Genomic DNA, 17,213 nt, shown 5'->3' on the forward strand with positions numbered 1-17,213 from the left:
GGACAGTTAGCGCGCATCCACGCAAGACCAGACGCGACGCCTTGCCTCGCACCGGGACTAACTGTGACGCGGGCACAAAAAAGCGCGGCCGAAGCCGCGCTTTTCTAATCTATGGGCCTGTCGCTTAGGCTTTGCGACGACGGCGCGCCGCGGCGAGACCACCAAGGCCAGCCAGGAAGAGCGGCAGGGCGCCAGGAACCGGAACGAGAGTGCCATCTTCCGGGCGGAACGTAATCCCGGCGAGGGCAAAGTCACCATCGCTGTCGTCCGCACCGGCGCCCGGCGAGAACATGATCGAGGTCACGCCACCAACACCGCCGAGAAGCTCGCTCTCGAAACCACGGCTCGTACCACGCTGGGTCGTCGCGAAGGTTTCCCAGCTGCCGATTGACGTCGTGCCGGTGAAGAGTTCCGCGATAGCGCTCTCGGTCTGAGCAAGCGTCGGCGTGGAGACGTTGGGGTCCGAGAACAGGTCGAGGTAGAACAGCTCGGTCACGATGACCGGAACGCTGAACGACACCTTGACCATCTGGTTGCCCTTGGTGCTGACTTCGTCGTTGCCGATGCCCAGGCCATCGCTGTCACAGGCGAACATGCCGCCCGGCTGGCAGTGCGGACCGGGTTGCGAGTTCTCGTCGGCGTTCGTGGCACCCGGGAAGCCTTCGATCGTGACGATCACTTGGCCGATCCGGATTTCGAACGGGTTGAGGGTGTTGTTCTGAGGCACGCCGTTACGCTCGTTGATACCGTTCGCGTTGGTATCCGAGCCGGGGCCCACAGCGTGTTTGGTCAGGTCAAGGAGCGCGGCGTTGGCGGTCCCGAGGCTGAGTGCAGCGATTGACGCAGCTGCAAGCGAAAAGAGTTTTTTCATGTCATTCCCACTGGTCACAAGGCGCGCTCGTCTTGGACCCCCCAAAACTGCTTACCTGCGATGCACCATACAGGAATTTATGACTACCTGTATAGCTAAAATTCGTAGCAATTCTGTGAACAGGTTAATGTCCTCAAAAAACTGGCGAATTTCCGCCGCCTGCTTCAGTTTCCAACGGCTCCGTAAAGTTAAGACAAAGGGTAAACGCAACGTTAACCATAGTATAGTGCGGATCGGTCGAGGGGAAGGGCTGTGCGCCCAGGTTGGCGTTTTACTGCAGTTATCGCGTAGTTCGACGAAGCCCCTCTTTCGAACCCCTTGATGAAGAGCGCGAAGTATATTTGCCACAAGGAAGTACGGGCCTCTCCGGCCTCTTTGACAGCGGCCTCACGGTTGGCCGCCAGGCGCTCTTCCCAGGCCTTCAAGGTCAAGAAAAAGTGTTCACGGAGACACTCGACGTCCATCACCTCGAGACCGATTCGCCCCATATTGGTGATCGTATTGCCCACGTAATCGAGTTCGCCGCCCGGGAAGATGTAGGTAGTGATGAACTCCATCGAACGTGTCTGTTTGCGGAAATTCTTGAGATCCCGGCCCCCGCGGCGCGTCGTCGCCTGATGATAGTGAATGCCCTTTGGTTTCAGGAGCCGCCTGATGATCTCGAAATGGCGGTCGAAATTCTCCCAGCCGACATGCTCGAACATCTCGACCTGGCTGATCTTGTCATAGACCTCGCGCTGGTCCGCCAGTTCTCGGTAGTCCTTGAGTTCGAGCGTCACCAGGTCTTGAAGGCCCATCTCCCGCACCTTTTCCTGGCCATGGGCGAGCTGTTCCTTCGACAGGGTCAGGCCATGGACATGGGCGCCGTAATGCTTCGCCGCATGGCAGGCGAGCGAGCCCCAGCCGCAGCCGATATCGAGCAGCCTGTCCCCCGGTTTCAGCCGCAGCTTCCTGCAGATCATGTCCATCTTGTGGAGCTGGGCTTCTTCAAGCGTGTCGTCTTCGGACCGGTAATAAGCAGACGAATAGAGCAGATTTTCGTCGAGGAAGAGTTTGAAGAACGCGTTCGAGACGTCGTAGTGGAAGCTGATTAGTTCCTTGTCATCGCGCTCTTCGTAAGTTGCGCCGGCGTCCTTGGTGTAGCCGGGCAGGTCCTTTGCCGCGATGTTGCCACCGATGATGAAGGGCAGGGCATGCCTCGCCATTTTCAGCCGGTCGATTCGCTTGAGAAGATGCACGGCGTCGCCGTGATTCCACCGCTCGATGAACTGGTAGGGGCTGCCGCCATTCAGCCTGATGTCCTGCCCGGCCACCAGCTGGAGCAGCGTCACCAGGTTGGGCTTGAGGAGGAGCTTCCGCACCGCGTTAGGCGAGGCGATCGCCAGCACAAGGTCGTCGCGCGCCCCTTCCTTGAGGGGCACGCGGTCACCGTTCCAGAGTTCGACCGTGAAGTCGGCCTTCAGGTGGGTGGCGATCTCGCCCAGCATCACTCTCATTGCTTCGAGCTGCTTGCGTGCGCGCTTGCCCCCCGATCCCAGGGTCGGCCCGTTGGCGGTCTGCTTCATGAATTCGTGCCCGGTCGTCAGTCTTGAGCCCTAGCCCTTAAAGGAGGTCACGTTTCCGCGGGAAGCCCAAAAGCGACCTGTCCCATTGATGATAAACTGGGGCTTTATCACTGGCGCGGTGCGCATTAACGCTGGCCGCTACCCTTCAAGGAGACGCCGATGGCCCGCCGCCCCAAGGGCACCAAAGCTGCGCCGCCCCCGCCGCCCGAGCAGATTTTCGATGAGCCGATCACGGAAGCGCTGTCCCAGCGCTATTTGGCCTATGCGCTCTCGACCATCACCGCGCGGGCGCTTCCCGATGTTCGTGACGGCCTGAAGCCCGTTCACCGTCGGATTCTTTATGCGATGCGCGGGATGCGGCTTGCGCCCTCGGGCAGCTACAAGAAGTCGGCCAAGATCGTCGGCGAGGTGATGGGCAATTTCCACCCTCATGGCGACCAAGCCATTTACGACGCCCTCGTTCGTCTCGTGCAGGACTTCTCCGTCCGAGTGCCCCTTGTCGATGGACAGGGGAACTTCGGCAATGTCGACGGCGACAATGCGGCTGCCATGCGGTACACGGAAAGCCGGATGACCGAGGCCGCCGAGCTCCTGCTCGAAGGCATCGATGAAGACGCCGTCGACTTTCGCGATACCTATGACGGCGAGGGCAAGGAGCCTGTGGTCCTTCCCGCCGCCTTCCCGCATCTCCTTGCCAATGGCGCGGCAGGCATCGCAGTGGGCATGGCCACGTCCATCCCTCCGCATAACCCGGCGGAGCTGATCGACGCGGCGATCCATCTCATCAAGACCCCCGCCGCCCGCACCGAGACGCTGCTGAAGCACGTCAAGGGCCCCGATTTCCCGACCGGCGGTGTCTGCATCGAGCCCTATGAGAGCCTGGTCGAGGCCTATGAGACCGGACGCGGCGGCTTCCGCCTGCGGGCCAAGTGGCACACGGAGGACCTTGGTCGCGGAAAATACCAGATCGTCGTCACCGAGGTTCCCTACCAGGTCCAGAAAGCTCGCCTGATCGAGCGGATCGCCGAGCTTATCAACGGCAAGAAGCTGCCGATCATCACCGATGTCCGCGACGAGAGCGCCGAGGACGTGCGCCTCGTGCTCGAGCCGCGAGCTGGCACGCTCGATCCCAACGCCGTCATGGCCGCCATGTTCAAGGCGACCGACCTCGAGATCCGCTTCCCGCTGAACATGAACGTTCTCGATGCGGACGGTGCGCCGCGGGTGATGGGCCTGCGCGATGCACTGAACGCCTTTGTCGATCACCGCCGTGAGGTGCTCCTGCGCCGTTCGCGCTTCCGCCTCGACAAGATCGAGCACCGGCTCGAGATCCTCGCCGGCTACCTCATTGCCTATCTCAACCTCGACGAGGTGATCCGGATCATTCGGTATGAGGACCATCCAAAGGAAGAGCTCATCAAGGCATTCGACCTCAGCGACGTGCAGGCTGAAGCCATCCTCGACATGCGCCTGCGCCGCCTGCGCAAGCTCGAGGAAATGGAAATCAAGAAAGAAAACGCCGCCCTGAAGAAGGAGCGGGCGGAGCTCAAGAAGCTGGTCAAGTCCGAAGAACTCCAGAATGCCCGGATGACAGCTGACCTGCGCGAAGTGAAGAAGAGCTTCGGTGGCAAGGACGGTCTCGGTGCGCGCCGCACCGAAATGTCCGATGCCCCTGCTGATGACAACATCAACATCGATGACCTTGTCGAGAAAGAGCCGGTGACGGTGGTCATCTCCGCCAAGGGGTGGGTCCGGACCCTGAAGGGCCACACGGAAGACCCCTCTTCAATCAAATACAAGGACGGCGACCGCGAGCGCTTCGTTCTTAACGCGATGAGCACGGACAAACTCACGCTCTTCTCCACTGCGGGCAAGAGCTACACTCTTGCGGTGAACGAACTGCCGGGCGGAAGAGGGCAGGGCGAGCCGATCCGCCTGCTGATCGATCTCGGGCCGGGTGATGAACCGGTGACGGTGCTCAAGCAGGCGGAGGGGCGGCACTTCCTCCTCGCCTCGACGGCGGGACATGGCCTGTTCGTCAAGGAAGAGGACACCTACGCCAACACCCGCAAGGGCAAGCAGCTCCTGAACCTCGCGCCGGGCGCCGAGATGGTCGTCGCGCGGCCGCTGGAGAAAGCGCCGACGAAGAAGGACTTCGTCGCTTCCGTCACATCGAACCGCAAGCTGCTCGTCTTCCCCGCCAGCGAGCTTCCCACCATGACCCGCGGCAAGGGCGTGATCCTGCAGAAATCGGCCAAGGCGAACCTTGTCGATGCCAAGCTTGTTGATCCCGAAATCGGTCTTACCTGGGTCGACCGTGCCGGCCGCGAGCAGTCCGAACCGAAGTGGAAAAACTGGATTGGCAAACGTGGCGGTGCGGGCACAGCCGTGCCGAAAGGTTTCCCGCGGAACTTGAAACTCGGCCAAGCAGGTTAACCTAAGAGGCGACCTGTGTGAGAGTAGAAGTCGAGTCGGGGAGTCGGTCTTTTATGTACCGGAAATACTTGGGTCTTCTGGCTGGCGCGGCCAGCATCGGCGCGCTTGCCCACGCACAGACACCGGAAGAGATCGAGCAGTACAAGAAAATGACGATCTTCCAGCTCGGCGCCGCGGTCGCGGTCAATAACGAGCCGTACCGGAATTTCAACGGCGGCGACCCGAACAAGCTGGTCGTCCCGTTCTACGTCTATAACAAGAACAACCTGACCCTTGCGGGCCCGAACATCTCCTACCGTTTCTGGCGTCCCCTCGACGTGCAGATCTCGGCAGAGGGCAAGTACCGCTTCCAGAACTACGAAGAGGATGACAGCCCGTTCCTTGAAGGCATGGGCGATCGCAACGGCACTTTCGAAGTCGGCCTCAAGGCGCAGAAGCGCTACAACCGCCTCCGACTGCAGGCCGAAGGCTTCGTCGACGCAGCAGGCCAGCACGATGGCTATGAGCTCACGGCGCGCGCGACCCTCGAGGTCGGCAATGGCCGGATGATCTCCTTCCGTCCGCTGGTGGGCGTGAGCTACCAGTCAGAAAACCTGATCCAGTATTATTATGGCATCACCAATGCCGAGGCCCGCGTGAACCAGGCCGTCGGAGACGGAACCTTCATGGACCGCCCGGCCTATTTCGCCGATGGCGGTGCCGTGACGCCTTTCGCGGGCGCTCAGGTCCGGGTCCGCCTCTCGCGCAGGCTCGCTTTCCAGGGGCAGGTGAAATCGGCCTTCCTCCCCGACGGCATCACCGACAGCGCGATTGTCGAGAAGGACAACCGCACCAGCGCCTTCTTCGGCCTCAGCTACGCGCTGTCAGGACCGGGCGTGAAGCCGGGGCAGTGGCTGTAAAAGGCGCCGAACAGAGCTGGAATTAGGGCCGAAGCTCCACATATCTTCATGAGGATATCTTCATGAGGAGCTTCAACGTTGAACCGGCCATTCTTCGACTTCGTTTTCTCGTTTCAGGGTCTTGCGACGCTGATCTTTCTCATGGTCGTTGCCGAGTACTGGGCGTGGTTCCTCGTCGGTTTCGGTCTCCTTCTGACGGTCCTTGTTGCCCACTTCTTCAGAGGCGGCACCGCCCCGATCGACCCGGACCGCAAGAAGATCAAGGAGAGCCCCAACAGCTATTGGACCGCCGAACAGAAGCGCGCGTTCTGGGCGCGGAAGGAGGCCGAGCGGCGCCGTGCCATGGCGGCTTCAGCTCCCCTCGATCCCCCTCGGTAGCTCCTTCGCGAAGCTGATCATCAGGCTCCCATCGCTCAATTCCTCGCGGCGGAGCTTGAGATAGGGCGCGTATTCGTCTGATCCGTAGAATCCCTGGGCTGCTTCCATCGAGGGAAACTCCGCCAGCACGGCCCAGTTGCCGGGTTGCTCCCCCTCGACCACTCCGGCGGTTTTCGTCGCGGCGAGGAACCGCCCCCCGAACTTCTCGATGATCGGGCCGAGATGCCGGCCATAGCGGTCCATGTAGTCGTCGTGGTCCTTCACCTGGACATAGACGAATGTGTAGACGGGCTGGTTCATCGGGCTCTCTCCTCTGGTCGCGTCATTGCCCCCGTTGCGCCGCCGAAAAGAAGCGGGCATCAGGCGCCATGGCTCGAATTCTGATTACCTCCGCGCTCCCCTACATCAATGGCATCAAGCACCTTGGAAACCTCGTCGGCTCGATGCTGCCGGCGGATGTCTATGCGCGCTTCATGCGGGCGAGGGGGCATGACGTGCTGGCGATCTGCGCCACGGACGAACACGGCACCCCGGCCGAACTCGCCGCGCTGAAGGCCGGGCAGGATGTCGCCGACTACTGCGCGACCCAGTACCGGATCCAGAAGGAAGCGGGCGAAGCCTTCGGCCTCAGCTTCGACCATTTCGGCCGCTCCTCCTCGCCGGAGAACCACCGGCTCACCCAGCACTTTGCGAAGAGGCTGCAGGAGAACGGCTTCATCGCCGAGGTCGAGGAAGAGCAGGTCTACTCCAATGCGGACGGACGCTTCCTGCCCGACCGCTATGTCGAGGGCACCTGCCCGAACTGCGGCTTCGAGAAAGCCCGCGGCGACCAGTGCGACAACTGCGGCAAGCTCCTCGATCCCACCGACCTGATCGAGCCGTACTCGGCGCTCTCGGGCTCGAAGGACATCGAGCGGCGAAAGACCAAGCACCTCCACCTCCTCCAATCCAAGCTCGAGGACGAGGTCCGCGCCTGGGTCGATCAGCACCCGGAATGGCCGGTCCTGACGAAGTCGATCGCGTATAAATGGCTTGATGAGGGCTTGCGCGACCGATCGATCACCCGCGATCTCTCCTGGGGCATTCCGGTCCCCGGTCTGCCGGGCAAGGTCTTCTATGTCTGGTTCGATGCTCCCATCGCCTATATCGCCGCGACGGAGCAGGGGATCGGAGAGGACTACCGGAAATGGTGGCGTGAGGACGAAGGTGCCGACGATGTCCGCTACGTCCAGTTCATGGGCAAGGACAATGTGGCGTTCCACACGGTCAGCTTCCCCGCAACCATTCTCGGCTCGCGAGAACCGTGGAAGAAAGTCGATACGCTGAAGAGCCTCAACTGGCTCACCTGGTATGGCGGCAAGTTCTCGACCTCCGAGAACCGCGGCATTTTCATGGACCAGGCGCTGGAGTTGCTGCCCGCCGACCTCTGGCGCTGGTATCTCATGGCTAATGCTCCTGAGTCGGACGATACGGCTTTCACGCTGGAGAGCTTCCAGCAGACGGTGAACAAAGACCTCGCCGACGTCCTCGGCAATTTCGTCAATCGCATTGCCCGCTTCACCGCCTCGAAATTCGACGGTGTCGTTCCCGATGGCGGTGAGCCGGGCGAGGCGGAGGCTGAACTGCAATCTCAGCTTTCGAATCGGATTGCTGAGTATACGAAGCATCTCGAAGCGATGGAGTTCCGCAAGGCCTTCGCCGAACTGCGCGGTATCTGGGTCCTCGGCAACGAATACCTGCAAAGCGCCGCGCCGTGGGCGGCCTTCAAGGAAGACAAGGACAAGGCGGCGATGATCGTTCGCACGGCCCTCAATCTCATCCCGCTCTACGCCCAACTCTCAGCCCCGGTCATTCCGCACACCGCGGACAAGCTGGCTGATGTTTTCGGCACGGAGGCTCAAGGCTGGCCAGAGGAAGGCGAAGCCCTGCTCGACAAGCTCGAACGCGGCAAAGCCTTCGAGGCCCCGCCGGTCCTCTTCAAGAAGGTCGAGGACGAGCAGGTCGAGGAATGGGCCGAACGCTTCGGCGCGCCCCGGGGGTAGGGCTTCAGAGCGCCGCTGCCAGAAAAGTGCTGTCATCGCGGGGCGCTCGGTAGAGCGAGCCCGGGACCGCAACAGTGCTCTGTCCGCAGTCCGGGCTCAGGCGTCGCCTGCCCGGGAATGACGGCGGAGATTGCTCCTGCAATTCAGGATGACCGTCAGGCTCTCTACCGCTTCTTCCGGTACTTCTTCTCAAACGCCGCGTTCAGCGTCTTCGCGTCGGTCGCTCGTGAGTAATGCTCACGGCGGAAGCGGCTCCGGACGAGGTAAGAGCCGATGAGCGCGAAGGCCAAGGTCCCGAAGAACACAAGTGCCGTGAAGGGAAGCAGCGAGGAGAAGATCTCAGGGCTGAACTTCCCGCTACGGAGCAAACGGACTGCCGTCCCGAGGATCAAGAGCCCGACGTAGAAAAGCCCGGCCGCCATCAAAGACTGGCGGACGATGGTGCCGAGGTCGGCGAGGTAGTATTTCGCCGCCTCGGAGAACGTCACTGGTTGGTGCTCTCGAAGATCTTGTCGGCACTGGCGGCGACGAAGCCCTGATAGAGCCCCCCTTCGGGCATCTCGTAGCGGCGGGCGAATTCGTAAAAGCAGCTCGGCAGCTCGAAGGTTCCATCCGTGAACGTCACCGGGACCTTGGTCGCCATGGTCGAGCACTGCTCCAGATAGACCTCGGGCGAGCCCTTGATGAGGCCGCCCGACGTATTCATCGGATAGCCGGACTCCTCGACAAACTCCGCGAGATCCTTGAGCTCGTCGAACGTCTTCAGGGCGTTGAAGAAGACGGTGAAATGGTTTGCACAGAAGCCGAACGCCGAAAGCCACGCCGCGTATTCGCTCTCGGCATAGAGCTTCTCATAGTCCGCGTGCGATGTATCCCAGGGCCGGCCCATGTTCAGCATCATCGGGTCCGAGAGCTGGTCTTCGGTCATTGTGTCGACCAAACATTCCATGGTGTGCCTAAGCTCGTCAGAGCACTTTTCGAGAAGCAGCTCCGAGATGAAGACCTTCGGGCGCAGCGGGTCCTCATGCGCGTAGTATTTCGCGTAGAGTTTCTTCGCCTCGAAATGGTACTCGTCCTGCTCGGTATAGCCGAGGTCAAGAAAAGGCTGGGCCAGTTTGTGGATGCCCAGCCTGTGATCGTTCAGCGTACGGAAGGCGACGTGGTCGTTGACGACCGTTTCGCCGCGCGTCTCGAAGAGATCCTTGATCTCCTGAGCCTGCGGGGTGAGGGCGGCGTAACGCTGCCAGAGCTGGCTGAAGAGATCGTCGAGGGTCATTCCTTACTCCGCAGGCTTTTCTTTGACCGCACCCTTCTTCGAGAAGGTCTGCTTGATATTGCCGAGCAGGTCCACTTCAACGCCTGCGCGCTTCATGATGACGTATTGTTGCACCACGCCGAGGAAGGTGTTCCAGAACCAGTAGAGCACGAGCCCTGAGGCGAAGGGCGCGAAGATGAACATGAAGATCAGCGGCAGGAAGCCGAAGACCTGCGCTTGGACCGGGTCGGCCGGCGGCGGGTTCAGCTTCGTCTGCACCCACATTGCCGCGCCCATCAGGAGGGGCAGGATACCGATGCCGAGGAAGGGCCCGATGACCGGAACGACCGTGGGGTCGTAGGGAAGCAGCCCGAAGAGGTTGAAGATTGTTGTCGGATCGCGCGAGGCGAGATCCTTGATATAGAGGAACGGTTCGTGCCGGATCTCGATCGTCGTGAAGAGCACCTTATAGAGTGCGAAAAAGATCGGCATCTGCAGGAGCACTGGCAGGCAGCCAGAAGCCGGATTGATCTTGTGCTTCTTGTAGAGCGCCATGATCTCCTGCTGTTGCTTGAGCTTGTCGTCCTTGTACCGCTCCTGGATGCGCTTCATCTCCGGCGCGACCTTCCGCATCCCGGCCATGGAGCGGTAGCTCGCATTGGCGAGGGGGAAGAGCAGGGCCTTGATGACGAGGGTGAGGAGCAGGATCGCGACGCCGTAATTGCCCGTCAGCTCGGCAAAGAAGTGCAGCGTGTGGAAAATCGGCCGCGTCAGGAAGAAGAACATCCCCCAGTCCACGGCCTTGTCGAAATCGGAGATGCCGAGATTTTTCTCGTAGTTCTGCAGGGTTTCCACGACCTTGGCACCTGCGAACATGTGCGAGGTAACCGAAGCCGTATCGCCCGGCTGGAGCATGAAACCATCCAGCTGGTAGCTCGCACGGTAGACTGGCGTGGCCGTGTTGGGCACGCGCGTCAGCTTGAGCTGGAAGGGGGTATCCTGCGGCGGGATTGCCGCGGCGAGCCAGTACTTGTCGGTAATCCCGGCCCAGCCGCCAATGCCTGTTTCGGTGACGGCGTTCTTGGGATTCTTGTCGAGCTTCTTGTATTTCCGGTCGTAGAGCTGGCCGTCCACGACACCCAGGGGACCCTCGAACAGGATCATGAAGTTCTGGAGGTCCTCCGGCAGGCCCTTCTGGATCGCGAAGCCATAGGGCAGCACCGAGGCCTGCTCCGTGCCTTCATTCGTCACCGAATGCTCGGCAGTGAACATGAACTCGTCATCAACCGAGATCTTGAGCGTGTGTAGCACATCACCGTCGCGGCGGGTGAGGGTGACGGGCGTTTCGGGCGTCAGGCGGGCCCCTTCGGGCGCGCTCCAAACGACCTGGTCATCGCCCTCGCCATTCACGATCAGACCGCTGCGGATATAGGTCGCTGTGGTCGTGGAGCGGGGGCTCAGCACGTTGACCAGAGGCGCATCATCGTCCGGTGCGACGCGATAATTCTTGAGCGAGATATCGTCGAGGGTCGCGCCGCGCAGGTTCAGCGAGCCGATCATGCTCGGTGTGTCGATGGCGATCCGGCCCGGCGCCTGTTTCAGGGCCTCGATCCGCGTCAGCGTCGCATCGACGGTCGGCACGGCCAGGTCGGCCGTGAGAGACTCAGGTGCCGATTCGGCGGCCGCGATGCCAGCTTCGCGTTGCGCCTCACGCTGTGCCTCCCGCTGCGGGCCCAGGACCATCACGTCCCAGCCGATCAGGATGATGAAGGCGAGCCCGAGGGCGACGATAAAATTGCGATCCATGGAGCGCTCTTTCTCTCGCGCCACCGGCCCTGACCGGTGCGCGTCACAAAGGGTTCGGGCGCGGATGCGCCTCAGCCGTCGCGAGCCTCTAGGAGGGCCGTGCGAAGCTCGTCAAGCAGGAGTGGGAACGGGGCTGTGAATGCTTTCCTGCGAGCGATCAGCACATAGTCACGACCGGGCTCTGCGTGGAGCGGGAAAACGTCACGCACGGCCGCGCGCAATCGCCGCTTGATGCGGTTCCTGATGACGGCTGTGCCAAGTTTTTTCGTAACCGTCAGGCCCACTCTTGCGAACTCGTGTTCATTCGAGAGGAACTGCAGGGTGAAGCAGCTTTTGGAAACACGACGGCCTGAGCGCGCGCGAATGAAATCGGCACGCTTCCTGAGCGTCTCGACCCTTAGGCCGACAGTTGCTTCCGGCCCTTGGAACGACGGTTCGCAAGGACTTTGCGACCGCCAACGGTCGCTTTGCGGGCAAAGAAGCCGTGACGGCGTTTGCGTTTCAGGTTCGAGGGTTGAAACGTGCGTTTCATCGGTGACCACCGGTCTATTGTCTGACAAGGCGTGGCCAATACTCGAAGACCCGGCGCGTGGTCAACGCGTCATGCGAGAATTTTGACGGAGAATTATCATGGCCGACGCTAGCGGCGCCGCGAGCGTGGACGAGGAAACACGGGTGATGAAGACGATCAACGCTGATGTCTGCGTGATTGGAGCAGGCTCTGCCGGCCTGACGGCGGCTGGCGGCGCGGGTGCGCTGGGCCGCAAGACGATCCTGATCGAAGCGCACAAGATGGGCGGCGACTGCCTGAACTTCGGCTGCGTCCCGTCGAAGACGCTGATCGCCTCGGCCAGGGTCGCGCACACCATGAAAGACGCCGCGCGATTCGGGATCGAGCCAGTGGCGGAGCCGAAAGTCGACTTCCTGAAAGTGATCGCGCGGGTCCAGAAGGTGATCGCGGATATCGCCTACCATGACTCCGAAGAACGGATGAAAGAGGAGTTTGGCGTGGACACCATCCGCGCCCGCGCGAACTTCGTGGGGCCACGCGAGGTCATCGCGGGGGATGTCCGGGTGAAGGCAAAGCACTTTGTCATCGCCACGGGCAGCTCGGCCTTCATCCCGCCGATCCCAGGCCTCGAAGGCACGGGCTACCTCACCAACGAGACAGTGTTCTCGCAGACCTTCCAGCCGAAGAAGCTGCTCGTCCTCGGGGGTGGCCCGATCGGCGCGGAAATGGCCCAGGCGCACAGGCTGCTTGGCTCCGACGTCACGATCATCGAAAAGGGGCGGATCTTGGGCAAGGACGACCCCGAGCTCGTGGATGTCGTCCGCAAGCGCCTCGTTGCCGACGGCATCGACATCCGCGAGGGCACCGGCGCCACCGCCGTCCGCAAGCAAGGCGATTCCTTCATCGTCACTGTCGAAACCGAAGACGGTGGGACCGAAGAGGTCTCGGGCGACCAGCTCCTTGTCGCGGTGGGTCGCAAGGCCAACGTCGATAATCTCGGTCTCGAAGCGGCCGGCGTCGAATACGATCCGCGCGGTATCAAGGTGAACGAATATCTCGAGACCTCGAACAGCCGGATCTACGCCGTCGGTGACGTGAACGGAGGACTTCAGTTCACCCATGTCGCGGGCGCGCAGGGACGCATTGCGCTCAACAACATCCTGCTCAAAGTCCTCAAGAAGAAATTCAACCCCGACATCGTTCCCTGGGTTACCTACACCGAGCCGGAGCTCGCCCATGTCGGCCTCACCGAGAGCCAGCTCAAGGAGCGCGGCATCAAATACGAGGTCGCGCGTGCGGGCTTCGACCATAACGACCGGGCCCATGCCGAGGGTGCGCCAGAGGGTATCCTGAAGATCTATGTCGACGGCAGCGGGAAAATCCGCGGCGTGGACGCTGTCGGTATCCACGCCGGCGAGATCATCCAGCAATTCGCGCTGGCTGTATCGAGTGGCCTGAAAATCGGCGCCTTCGACGACATGATCGCTCCGTATCCGACTCTTGGCGAGATTTCGAAAGCTGCGGCTGACGAGTACAGCTTCGACAAGCTGTTCACGCCGTTCAACAGGGCAGCGCTCAAGCTGCTGGCGATGTTCGACTGATGGATCGCCGCGCGGACATCTACCACAAGGCCGTCCGTGCGCTGCGCCACGACGCGCGCAACCTCCTGTCGGGCGTCGCCATCATGGCCGACCATTTCGAAGCGACCGGTGACGCCAAGGGAAAGCAGTTCGCCCGGTACCTGTCCGACAAGATCAACCTCATGGTGAGGATCGCCGAGCGGGCGGACATCCTTGCGGATATCGAGGAGACCTCGCCGTCTTCCCACGCACCGGGCGCCTTGGTCCGTTCAGTGATCGAAGAGCTGCCTGAAGGCCGGGACCTCGTCTCCGTCGATGTCGCCGATGATCCGCTCTCGTGCAGCCCGGTCCTGCTCGAACTCGCCCTGCGAGAGGTGTTGGGCAACGCCGTGGCGACAGGCACCCCGGTGTCCGTCCGTCGGGAAGGGAGCGAGCTCGTCGTTAGCGATAACGGTCCGGGCGTCAGCGACTTGGTTCGGGAGAAGCTCTTCGAGCCGTTCCGCGGCGCCAAGCGCCCCGGCGGCACGAGCCTCGGGCTACCGATTGCTCTCGCCGCGATGAAAGCCCAGGGCGGCGACATCTCCGTCGAAAGCTCCGCCGACGGAACGACGGTCAGGCTCAGCTTTCCCGGTTAGGCCGGGGTGATTTCCGCAGGCCACCTGCGGTGGAACCAGAGCCATTGCTCGGGCCGGGCGAGGATGAAGGAGCCGAGGACTTCGTTGACCTCCGCCGTCACTTCCTCGACCGACCGGTCGCCTGCTTCGATGGGCTTGTGCATCGTCACGACGAAGCGCGGGCCGGGGCGGCGGATGATCTGGAGCGGGACCAGCGGGATGCCCATCTTCTTGGCCAGCCTCGCCGCCGCCGGAGCGGTCATCGCCGGGTAGCCGAGCAGCGGCACTTCAATGCCGTCATTGAGCTTCTGGTCGACCAGCATGGTCAGCGAGTAGCCGTTCTTGAGGGCCGTCAACAGGTCGCGCCCGCCGCGCTTGCCCTTCGGAATCTGGAGCCGCGTCATCGCCTTGCCGCGCAGCTCGATGATTTTCTTGTCCACGAGAGCGTTGTTCGGTGCCCTGTAGACGGAACCGAACTGCGCCCCTTCCTTGCGCAGCATCGCGCCAAGGGCCTCCCAATTGGCAAAGTGCCCGGAGAAGTAGATCGCCTGCTTGCCGCCTCGCGTGAATTCGCGCAGCGCGTCGATATTCTCCACCTGCACGCGGTCGGCCAGCTCCTCGATGTGGGCATACTCTGCCATCGTCCGCCCGACATTCTCCCAGCAGTCGCGCAGGATGGCCGATCGCTCGGCCTGCGTCATATCCGGGTAGATCAGCCGCAGGTTCGCGTCGCCGCGCTTGTGCACCTTGCGCACGAGCGGACCCAGGACCCGCATCGTCTTGCCCAGGAAATCCGACGCCCGCTCGATCGGCATCTGGCCCATCAGCCACAGGAGGCCAAGAAACAGCCCGGCCTCGATCCGGCGGCCCACGGTCACCGGCTTGTTCTTGCGCGGCTCGGGCAGCGCGATGTCTGCGTCCCATGCAGGTGCTGTCGTTTCGCTCATCGTCGATCCTCAACCAGGCGCAGCAGGCGGTCCCTGTCATCGACCTGCGTCGCGCCGCGAATGGCGGTGATGCCATCTCGGGCGGCAGGTTCAAGCCGGATATAGTCTTTTTCCGTCGTCACAAGCTGCGCTCCCGCCGCCGTAGCCTCCACCCGGAGCGCGGCGATCTCACCCTCGGTGAAGCTGTGATGATCGGGAAAGGTCAGAAACTTGATAGGTTTCGCTGCTGCTTCTTCAAGGGACCGGGAAAAGCGCTCCGGCCTCCCAATGCCGCAAAAAGCCAGGATCGGCCCCTCGGGGATTGAAGTTCGATCGATCGCGAACCATGCCCGAAACAGCGGCTTGCCGCCTGCAAGCCTTGCCAGTTCGGGCGGCGTTTCAGCCTCCGGACCCGGCAGGACCGCGACAATCGCATCGGCTCGCGCTGCCGCCGCTTCAGGCTTCTCCCGCAGGGGGCCGGCTGGGAACACCCGTCCATTGCCAAACAGCGTGTCTCCATCGACCAGCATCAGAGAAAGCGTTTTCTTGAGGCTCGGGTTCTGGAAGCCGTCATCCATGACAATAAGCGTCGCGCCATCCCGCGCCGCAGCCTCGGCTCCTGCTGGCCGGTCGGCGCTGACCCAGACCGGCAGGTCCTGCGCAAGCATCAGTGGCTCGTCGCCGACCAGCGCCGCGGCATCGTCCTCCGTGACCCTCCGCGTGCCCTTCTCCTTGCCGCCATAGCCGCGGGTCAGGACATGGGCCTCATGACCACGCTCTCGCAGGGACTTCGTCAGCATCCGCACGAAAGGGGTCTTGCCCACGCCGCCCACGGTGGCGTTCCCGACACAGATGACCGGGCAGGGCGGCTCCGCCCCAGGCTTCGACAGCCTTCGCTGGACAATCTGATGGTAGATCTCGCCCACCGGCGACAGTGCGCGGGCGAGGAAGGCGTTCCGCTGGTCCCGCTGCCAGAAGCGAGGGGCGTCGAGCGGCATCAGTCTTGGATGCCGGCCTTGAGAAGCACGGGCTCAAGCGCTTCGATCAGGCCCTCGAGCACGGTCTTCGCGCTCTCCTCGGCCCATTCCTTCGCCTGGTCCGACATGGTCTTCCGGGTCATCTCGTCACTGAGAAGACGGCTGAGTGCGGCGGCAAGGTCGCGCTCGTTCCGCACGAGGGCCGAGCTTCCCGACTGGCGCATCGCTTCATAGGTATCCGCAAAGTTGAACACTTGCGGCCCATGCAGGATCGCACAGCCGAGCCGGGCAGGCTCCAACGGGTTGTGGCCGCCAATCGCGGGGAAGCTCCCGCCGACAAAGGCGATGTCCGAAAGTGAATAGAAAATCCCCAGCTCGCCCAGCGTGTCCGCGATATAGACCTGCGTCGTCTCGTCGATCTTCTCGCCATGGGACCGTCTGGCCACGGAGAAACCGTGGTCATGGCAGATGTCCTGGATTTCGTCCCCGCGCGAGGGATGCCGCGGTGCAAGGAACAGCACCGTGTTCGGAAGTTCTGCGAGGATCTGGCGGTGAGCCGACAGGACCTGCACCTCTTCGGTCTCATGGGTCGAGGCGGCGAGCCACCGCGGACGACCAGCGAGCCAGCCTTCCACCTCCGCGACCATGCCCTGCGGCGCGGGCAGCGGATCAGCGGCGAGCTTCAGGTTGCCCAAAGTGCCCACATGGCTCTCCGAAAGGGTCTCGAAGCGCTCCGCGTTCTCCTGATTCTGGGCGATGATGATGTCGAAGACCCCGAGAAGCTCCCGCGCCGCCCGCTTGCGCCCCTGCCAGCTTTCGAAGCTGCGCGGCGACATCCGGCCATTGATGAGAGCCATTGGCAGGTTGCGCTTCGCCGCTTCACCCAGCATCACGGGCCAAAGCTCGCTTTCGACGAAAAATGCAGCGTCAGGTTTCCAGTGATCGAGGAACCGCCGGACGAAATGCGGCTGGTCGATCGGCACGTATTGGTGGACCGCGCTCTCCGGCAGCCTGCGGCCCATCAGCTCCGCGGAGGTGACGGTGTGTGTGGTCACGAGAAACTTCAGGTCGGGATACTTCAGCGCCAGCCCCTCCACGAGGGGCAGGACCGAGAGCGACTCACCCACTGAAGCTCCGTGCAGCCAGATCAGCTTGCCGTCGGGCCGGGGCAGGGAAGGGATTCCGCGCCGTTCCGAGAGGCGCGAAGGGTCTTCCTTCCCGGCACGCAGCCGCCGCTCCAGCGCATAATTCGCCACCGGCCTCAGCAGCTTGGTCGCTGCGCGGTAGGTTCTGAGAGACCAGGCCTTGGGAGGCGTTGGCATGCGTTGGGCTCCTGACGGTCGGCAGTACTTA

16 protein-coding genes and 1 pseudogene are annotated in these 17,213 nt (G+C 62.3%); 6 read left to right on the forward strand and 11 right to left on the reverse strand.

The window, feature by feature from the left end; all coding sequences use genetic code 11:
* Positions 1-124 precede the first annotated feature (124 nt).
* Both IE053_RS02635 and IE053_RS02640 read right to left on the reverse strand, forming a co-directional pair.
* A complete protein-coding gene (locus IE053_RS02635; protein WP_189571324.1) occupies positions 125-871 on the reverse strand; it encodes a PEP-CTERM sorting domain-containing protein in 747 nt (248 codons plus the stop codon).
* 212 nt (positions 872-1,083) lie between these two features.
* Positions 1,084-2,436, reverse strand: a complete 1,353-nt coding sequence (locus tag IE053_RS02640; protein WP_189571327.1) for an SAM-dependent methyltransferase — start codon at positions 2,434-2,436, stop codon at positions 1,084-1,086.
* 159 nt (positions 2,437-2,595) lie between these two features.
* Here IE053_RS02640 and parC point away from each other — a divergent pair, with 159 nt between their 5' ends.
* The 3 genes from parC to IE053_RS02655 all read left to right on the forward strand — a co-directional run bounded on the left by parC (position 2,596) and on the right by IE053_RS02655 (position 6,149).
* Positions 2,596-4,872, forward strand: coding sequence for a DNA topoisomerase IV subunit A (gene parC / locus IE053_RS02645; RefSeq protein WP_189571330.1), 2,277 nt, complete (start codon positions 2,596-2,598; stop codon positions 4,870-4,872).
* A gap of 53 nt (positions 4,873-4,925) precedes the next feature.
* Positions 4,926-5,771: a MipA/OmpV family protein gene (locus tag IE053_RS02650; RefSeq protein WP_189571332.1), complete on the forward strand. Its 846-nt coding sequence runs from the start codon at positions 4,926-4,928 to the stop codon at positions 5,769-5,771.
* 78 nt (positions 5,772-5,849) lie between these two features.
* Positions 5,850-6,149, forward strand: coding sequence for a hypothetical protein (locus IE053_RS02655; protein WP_189571335.1), 300 nt, complete (start codon positions 5,850-5,852; stop codon positions 6,147-6,149).
* Here IE053_RS02655 and IE053_RS02660 read toward each other — a convergent pair.
* Entirely contained in the window at positions 6,123-6,449 is a 327-nt protein-coding gene (locus IE053_RS02660) for a DUF1330 domain-containing protein (RefSeq protein WP_189571338.1), read from the reverse strand. The two genes, IE053_RS02655 and IE053_RS02660, sit on opposite strands and share 27 nt — an antisense overlap.
* A 68-nt stretch (positions 6,450-6,517) precedes the next feature.
* On the opposite strand from IE053_RS02660, the gene metG reads away from it, so the two are divergent.
* On the forward strand, positions 6,518-8,191 hold the full coding sequence (gene metG / locus IE053_RS02665) for a methionine--tRNA ligase (RefSeq protein WP_189571342.1): 1,674 nt from the start codon (positions 6,518-6,520) through the stop codon (positions 8,189-8,191).
* Between the two features lie 164 nt (positions 8,192-8,355).
* On the opposite strand, the gene IE053_RS02670 is transcribed toward metG, so the two are convergent.
* The 5 genes and pseudogenes from IE053_RS02670 to rpmH form a co-directional block, all read right to left on the reverse strand.
* Complete coding sequence (locus tag IE053_RS02670) at positions 8,356-8,679, reverse strand: hypothetical protein (RefSeq protein WP_189571346.1); 324 nt, start codon at positions 8,677-8,679, stop codon at positions 8,356-8,358.
* Complete coding sequence (locus tag IE053_RS02675; RefSeq protein ID WP_189571349.1) at positions 8,676-9,467, reverse strand: DUF1338 domain-containing protein; 792 nt, start codon at positions 9,465-9,467, stop codon at positions 8,676-8,678. Before IE053_RS02675 ends, IE053_RS02670 begins: the two co-directional genes overlap by 4 nt.
* A gap of 3 nt (positions 9,468-9,470) precedes the next feature.
* A complete protein-coding gene (yidC, locus tag IE053_RS02680; RefSeq protein WP_189571353.1) occupies positions 9,471-11,252 on the reverse strand; it encodes a membrane protein insertase YidC in 1,782 nt (593 codons plus the stop codon).
* A 71-nt stretch (positions 11,253-11,323) separates the two neighbouring features.
* Positions 11,324-11,632 (reverse strand): annotated as a pseudogene (gene rnpA / locus IE053_RS14650) (ribonuclease P protein component); the annotation flags it as partial.
* Positions 11,633-11,649: 17 nt separating this feature from the next.
* Positions 11,650-11,784, reverse strand: coding sequence for a 50S ribosomal protein L34 (gene rpmH, locus IE053_RS02690; protein WP_189574647.1), 135 nt, complete (start codon positions 11,782-11,784; stop codon positions 11,650-11,652).
* Positions 11,785-11,882: 98 nt separating this feature from the next.
* Here rpmH and IE053_RS02695 point away from each other — a divergent pair, with 98 nt between their 5' ends.
* Together IE053_RS02695 and IE053_RS02700 are read left to right on the forward strand one after the other, a co-directional pair.
* Positions 11,883-13,364 carry a dihydrolipoyl dehydrogenase family protein gene (locus IE053_RS02695; RefSeq protein ID WP_229786028.1) on the forward strand — a complete coding sequence of 494 codons (1,482 nt, stop codon included), beginning with the start codon at positions 11,883-11,885 and terminating at the stop codon, positions 13,362-13,364.
* A complete protein-coding gene (locus tag IE053_RS02700; protein ID WP_189571355.1) occupies positions 13,364-13,978 on the forward strand; it encodes a sensor histidine kinase in 615 nt (204 codons plus the stop codon). Before IE053_RS02695 ends, IE053_RS02700 begins: the two co-directional genes overlap by 1 nt.
* Here IE053_RS02700 and IE053_RS02705 read toward each other — a convergent pair.
* The 3 genes from IE053_RS02705 to IE053_RS02715 are packed head-to-tail and all read right to left on the reverse strand — an operon-like array spanning position 13,975 to position 17,182.
* Positions 13,975-14,904 carry a lysophospholipid acyltransferase family protein gene (locus IE053_RS02705; RefSeq protein ID WP_189571358.1) on the reverse strand — a complete coding sequence of 310 codons (930 nt, stop codon included), beginning with the start codon at positions 14,902-14,904 and terminating at the stop codon, positions 13,975-13,977. The genes IE053_RS02700 and IE053_RS02705 overlap by 4 nt on opposite strands.
* Complete coding sequence (gene lpxK, locus IE053_RS02710; RefSeq protein ID WP_189571361.1) at positions 14,901-15,881, reverse strand: tetraacyldisaccharide 4'-kinase; 981 nt, start codon at positions 15,879-15,881, stop codon at positions 14,901-14,903. Before lpxK ends, IE053_RS02705 begins: the two co-directional genes overlap by 4 nt.
* Positions 15,881-17,182: a 3-deoxy-D-manno-octulosonic acid transferase gene (locus IE053_RS02715; RefSeq protein WP_189571362.1), complete on the reverse strand. Its 1,302-nt coding sequence runs from the start codon at positions 17,180-17,182 to the stop codon at positions 15,881-15,883. Before IE053_RS02715 ends, lpxK begins: the two co-directional genes overlap by 1 nt.
* Positions 17,183-17,213: the final 31 nt, after the last annotated feature.

The sequence above is a fragment of the Parvularcula lutaonensis genome (assembly GCF_014651915.1).
In the GTDB taxonomy this organism is placed as follows: domain Bacteria; phylum Pseudomonadota; class Alphaproteobacteria; order Caulobacterales; family Parvularculaceae; genus Parvularcula; species Parvularcula lutaonensis.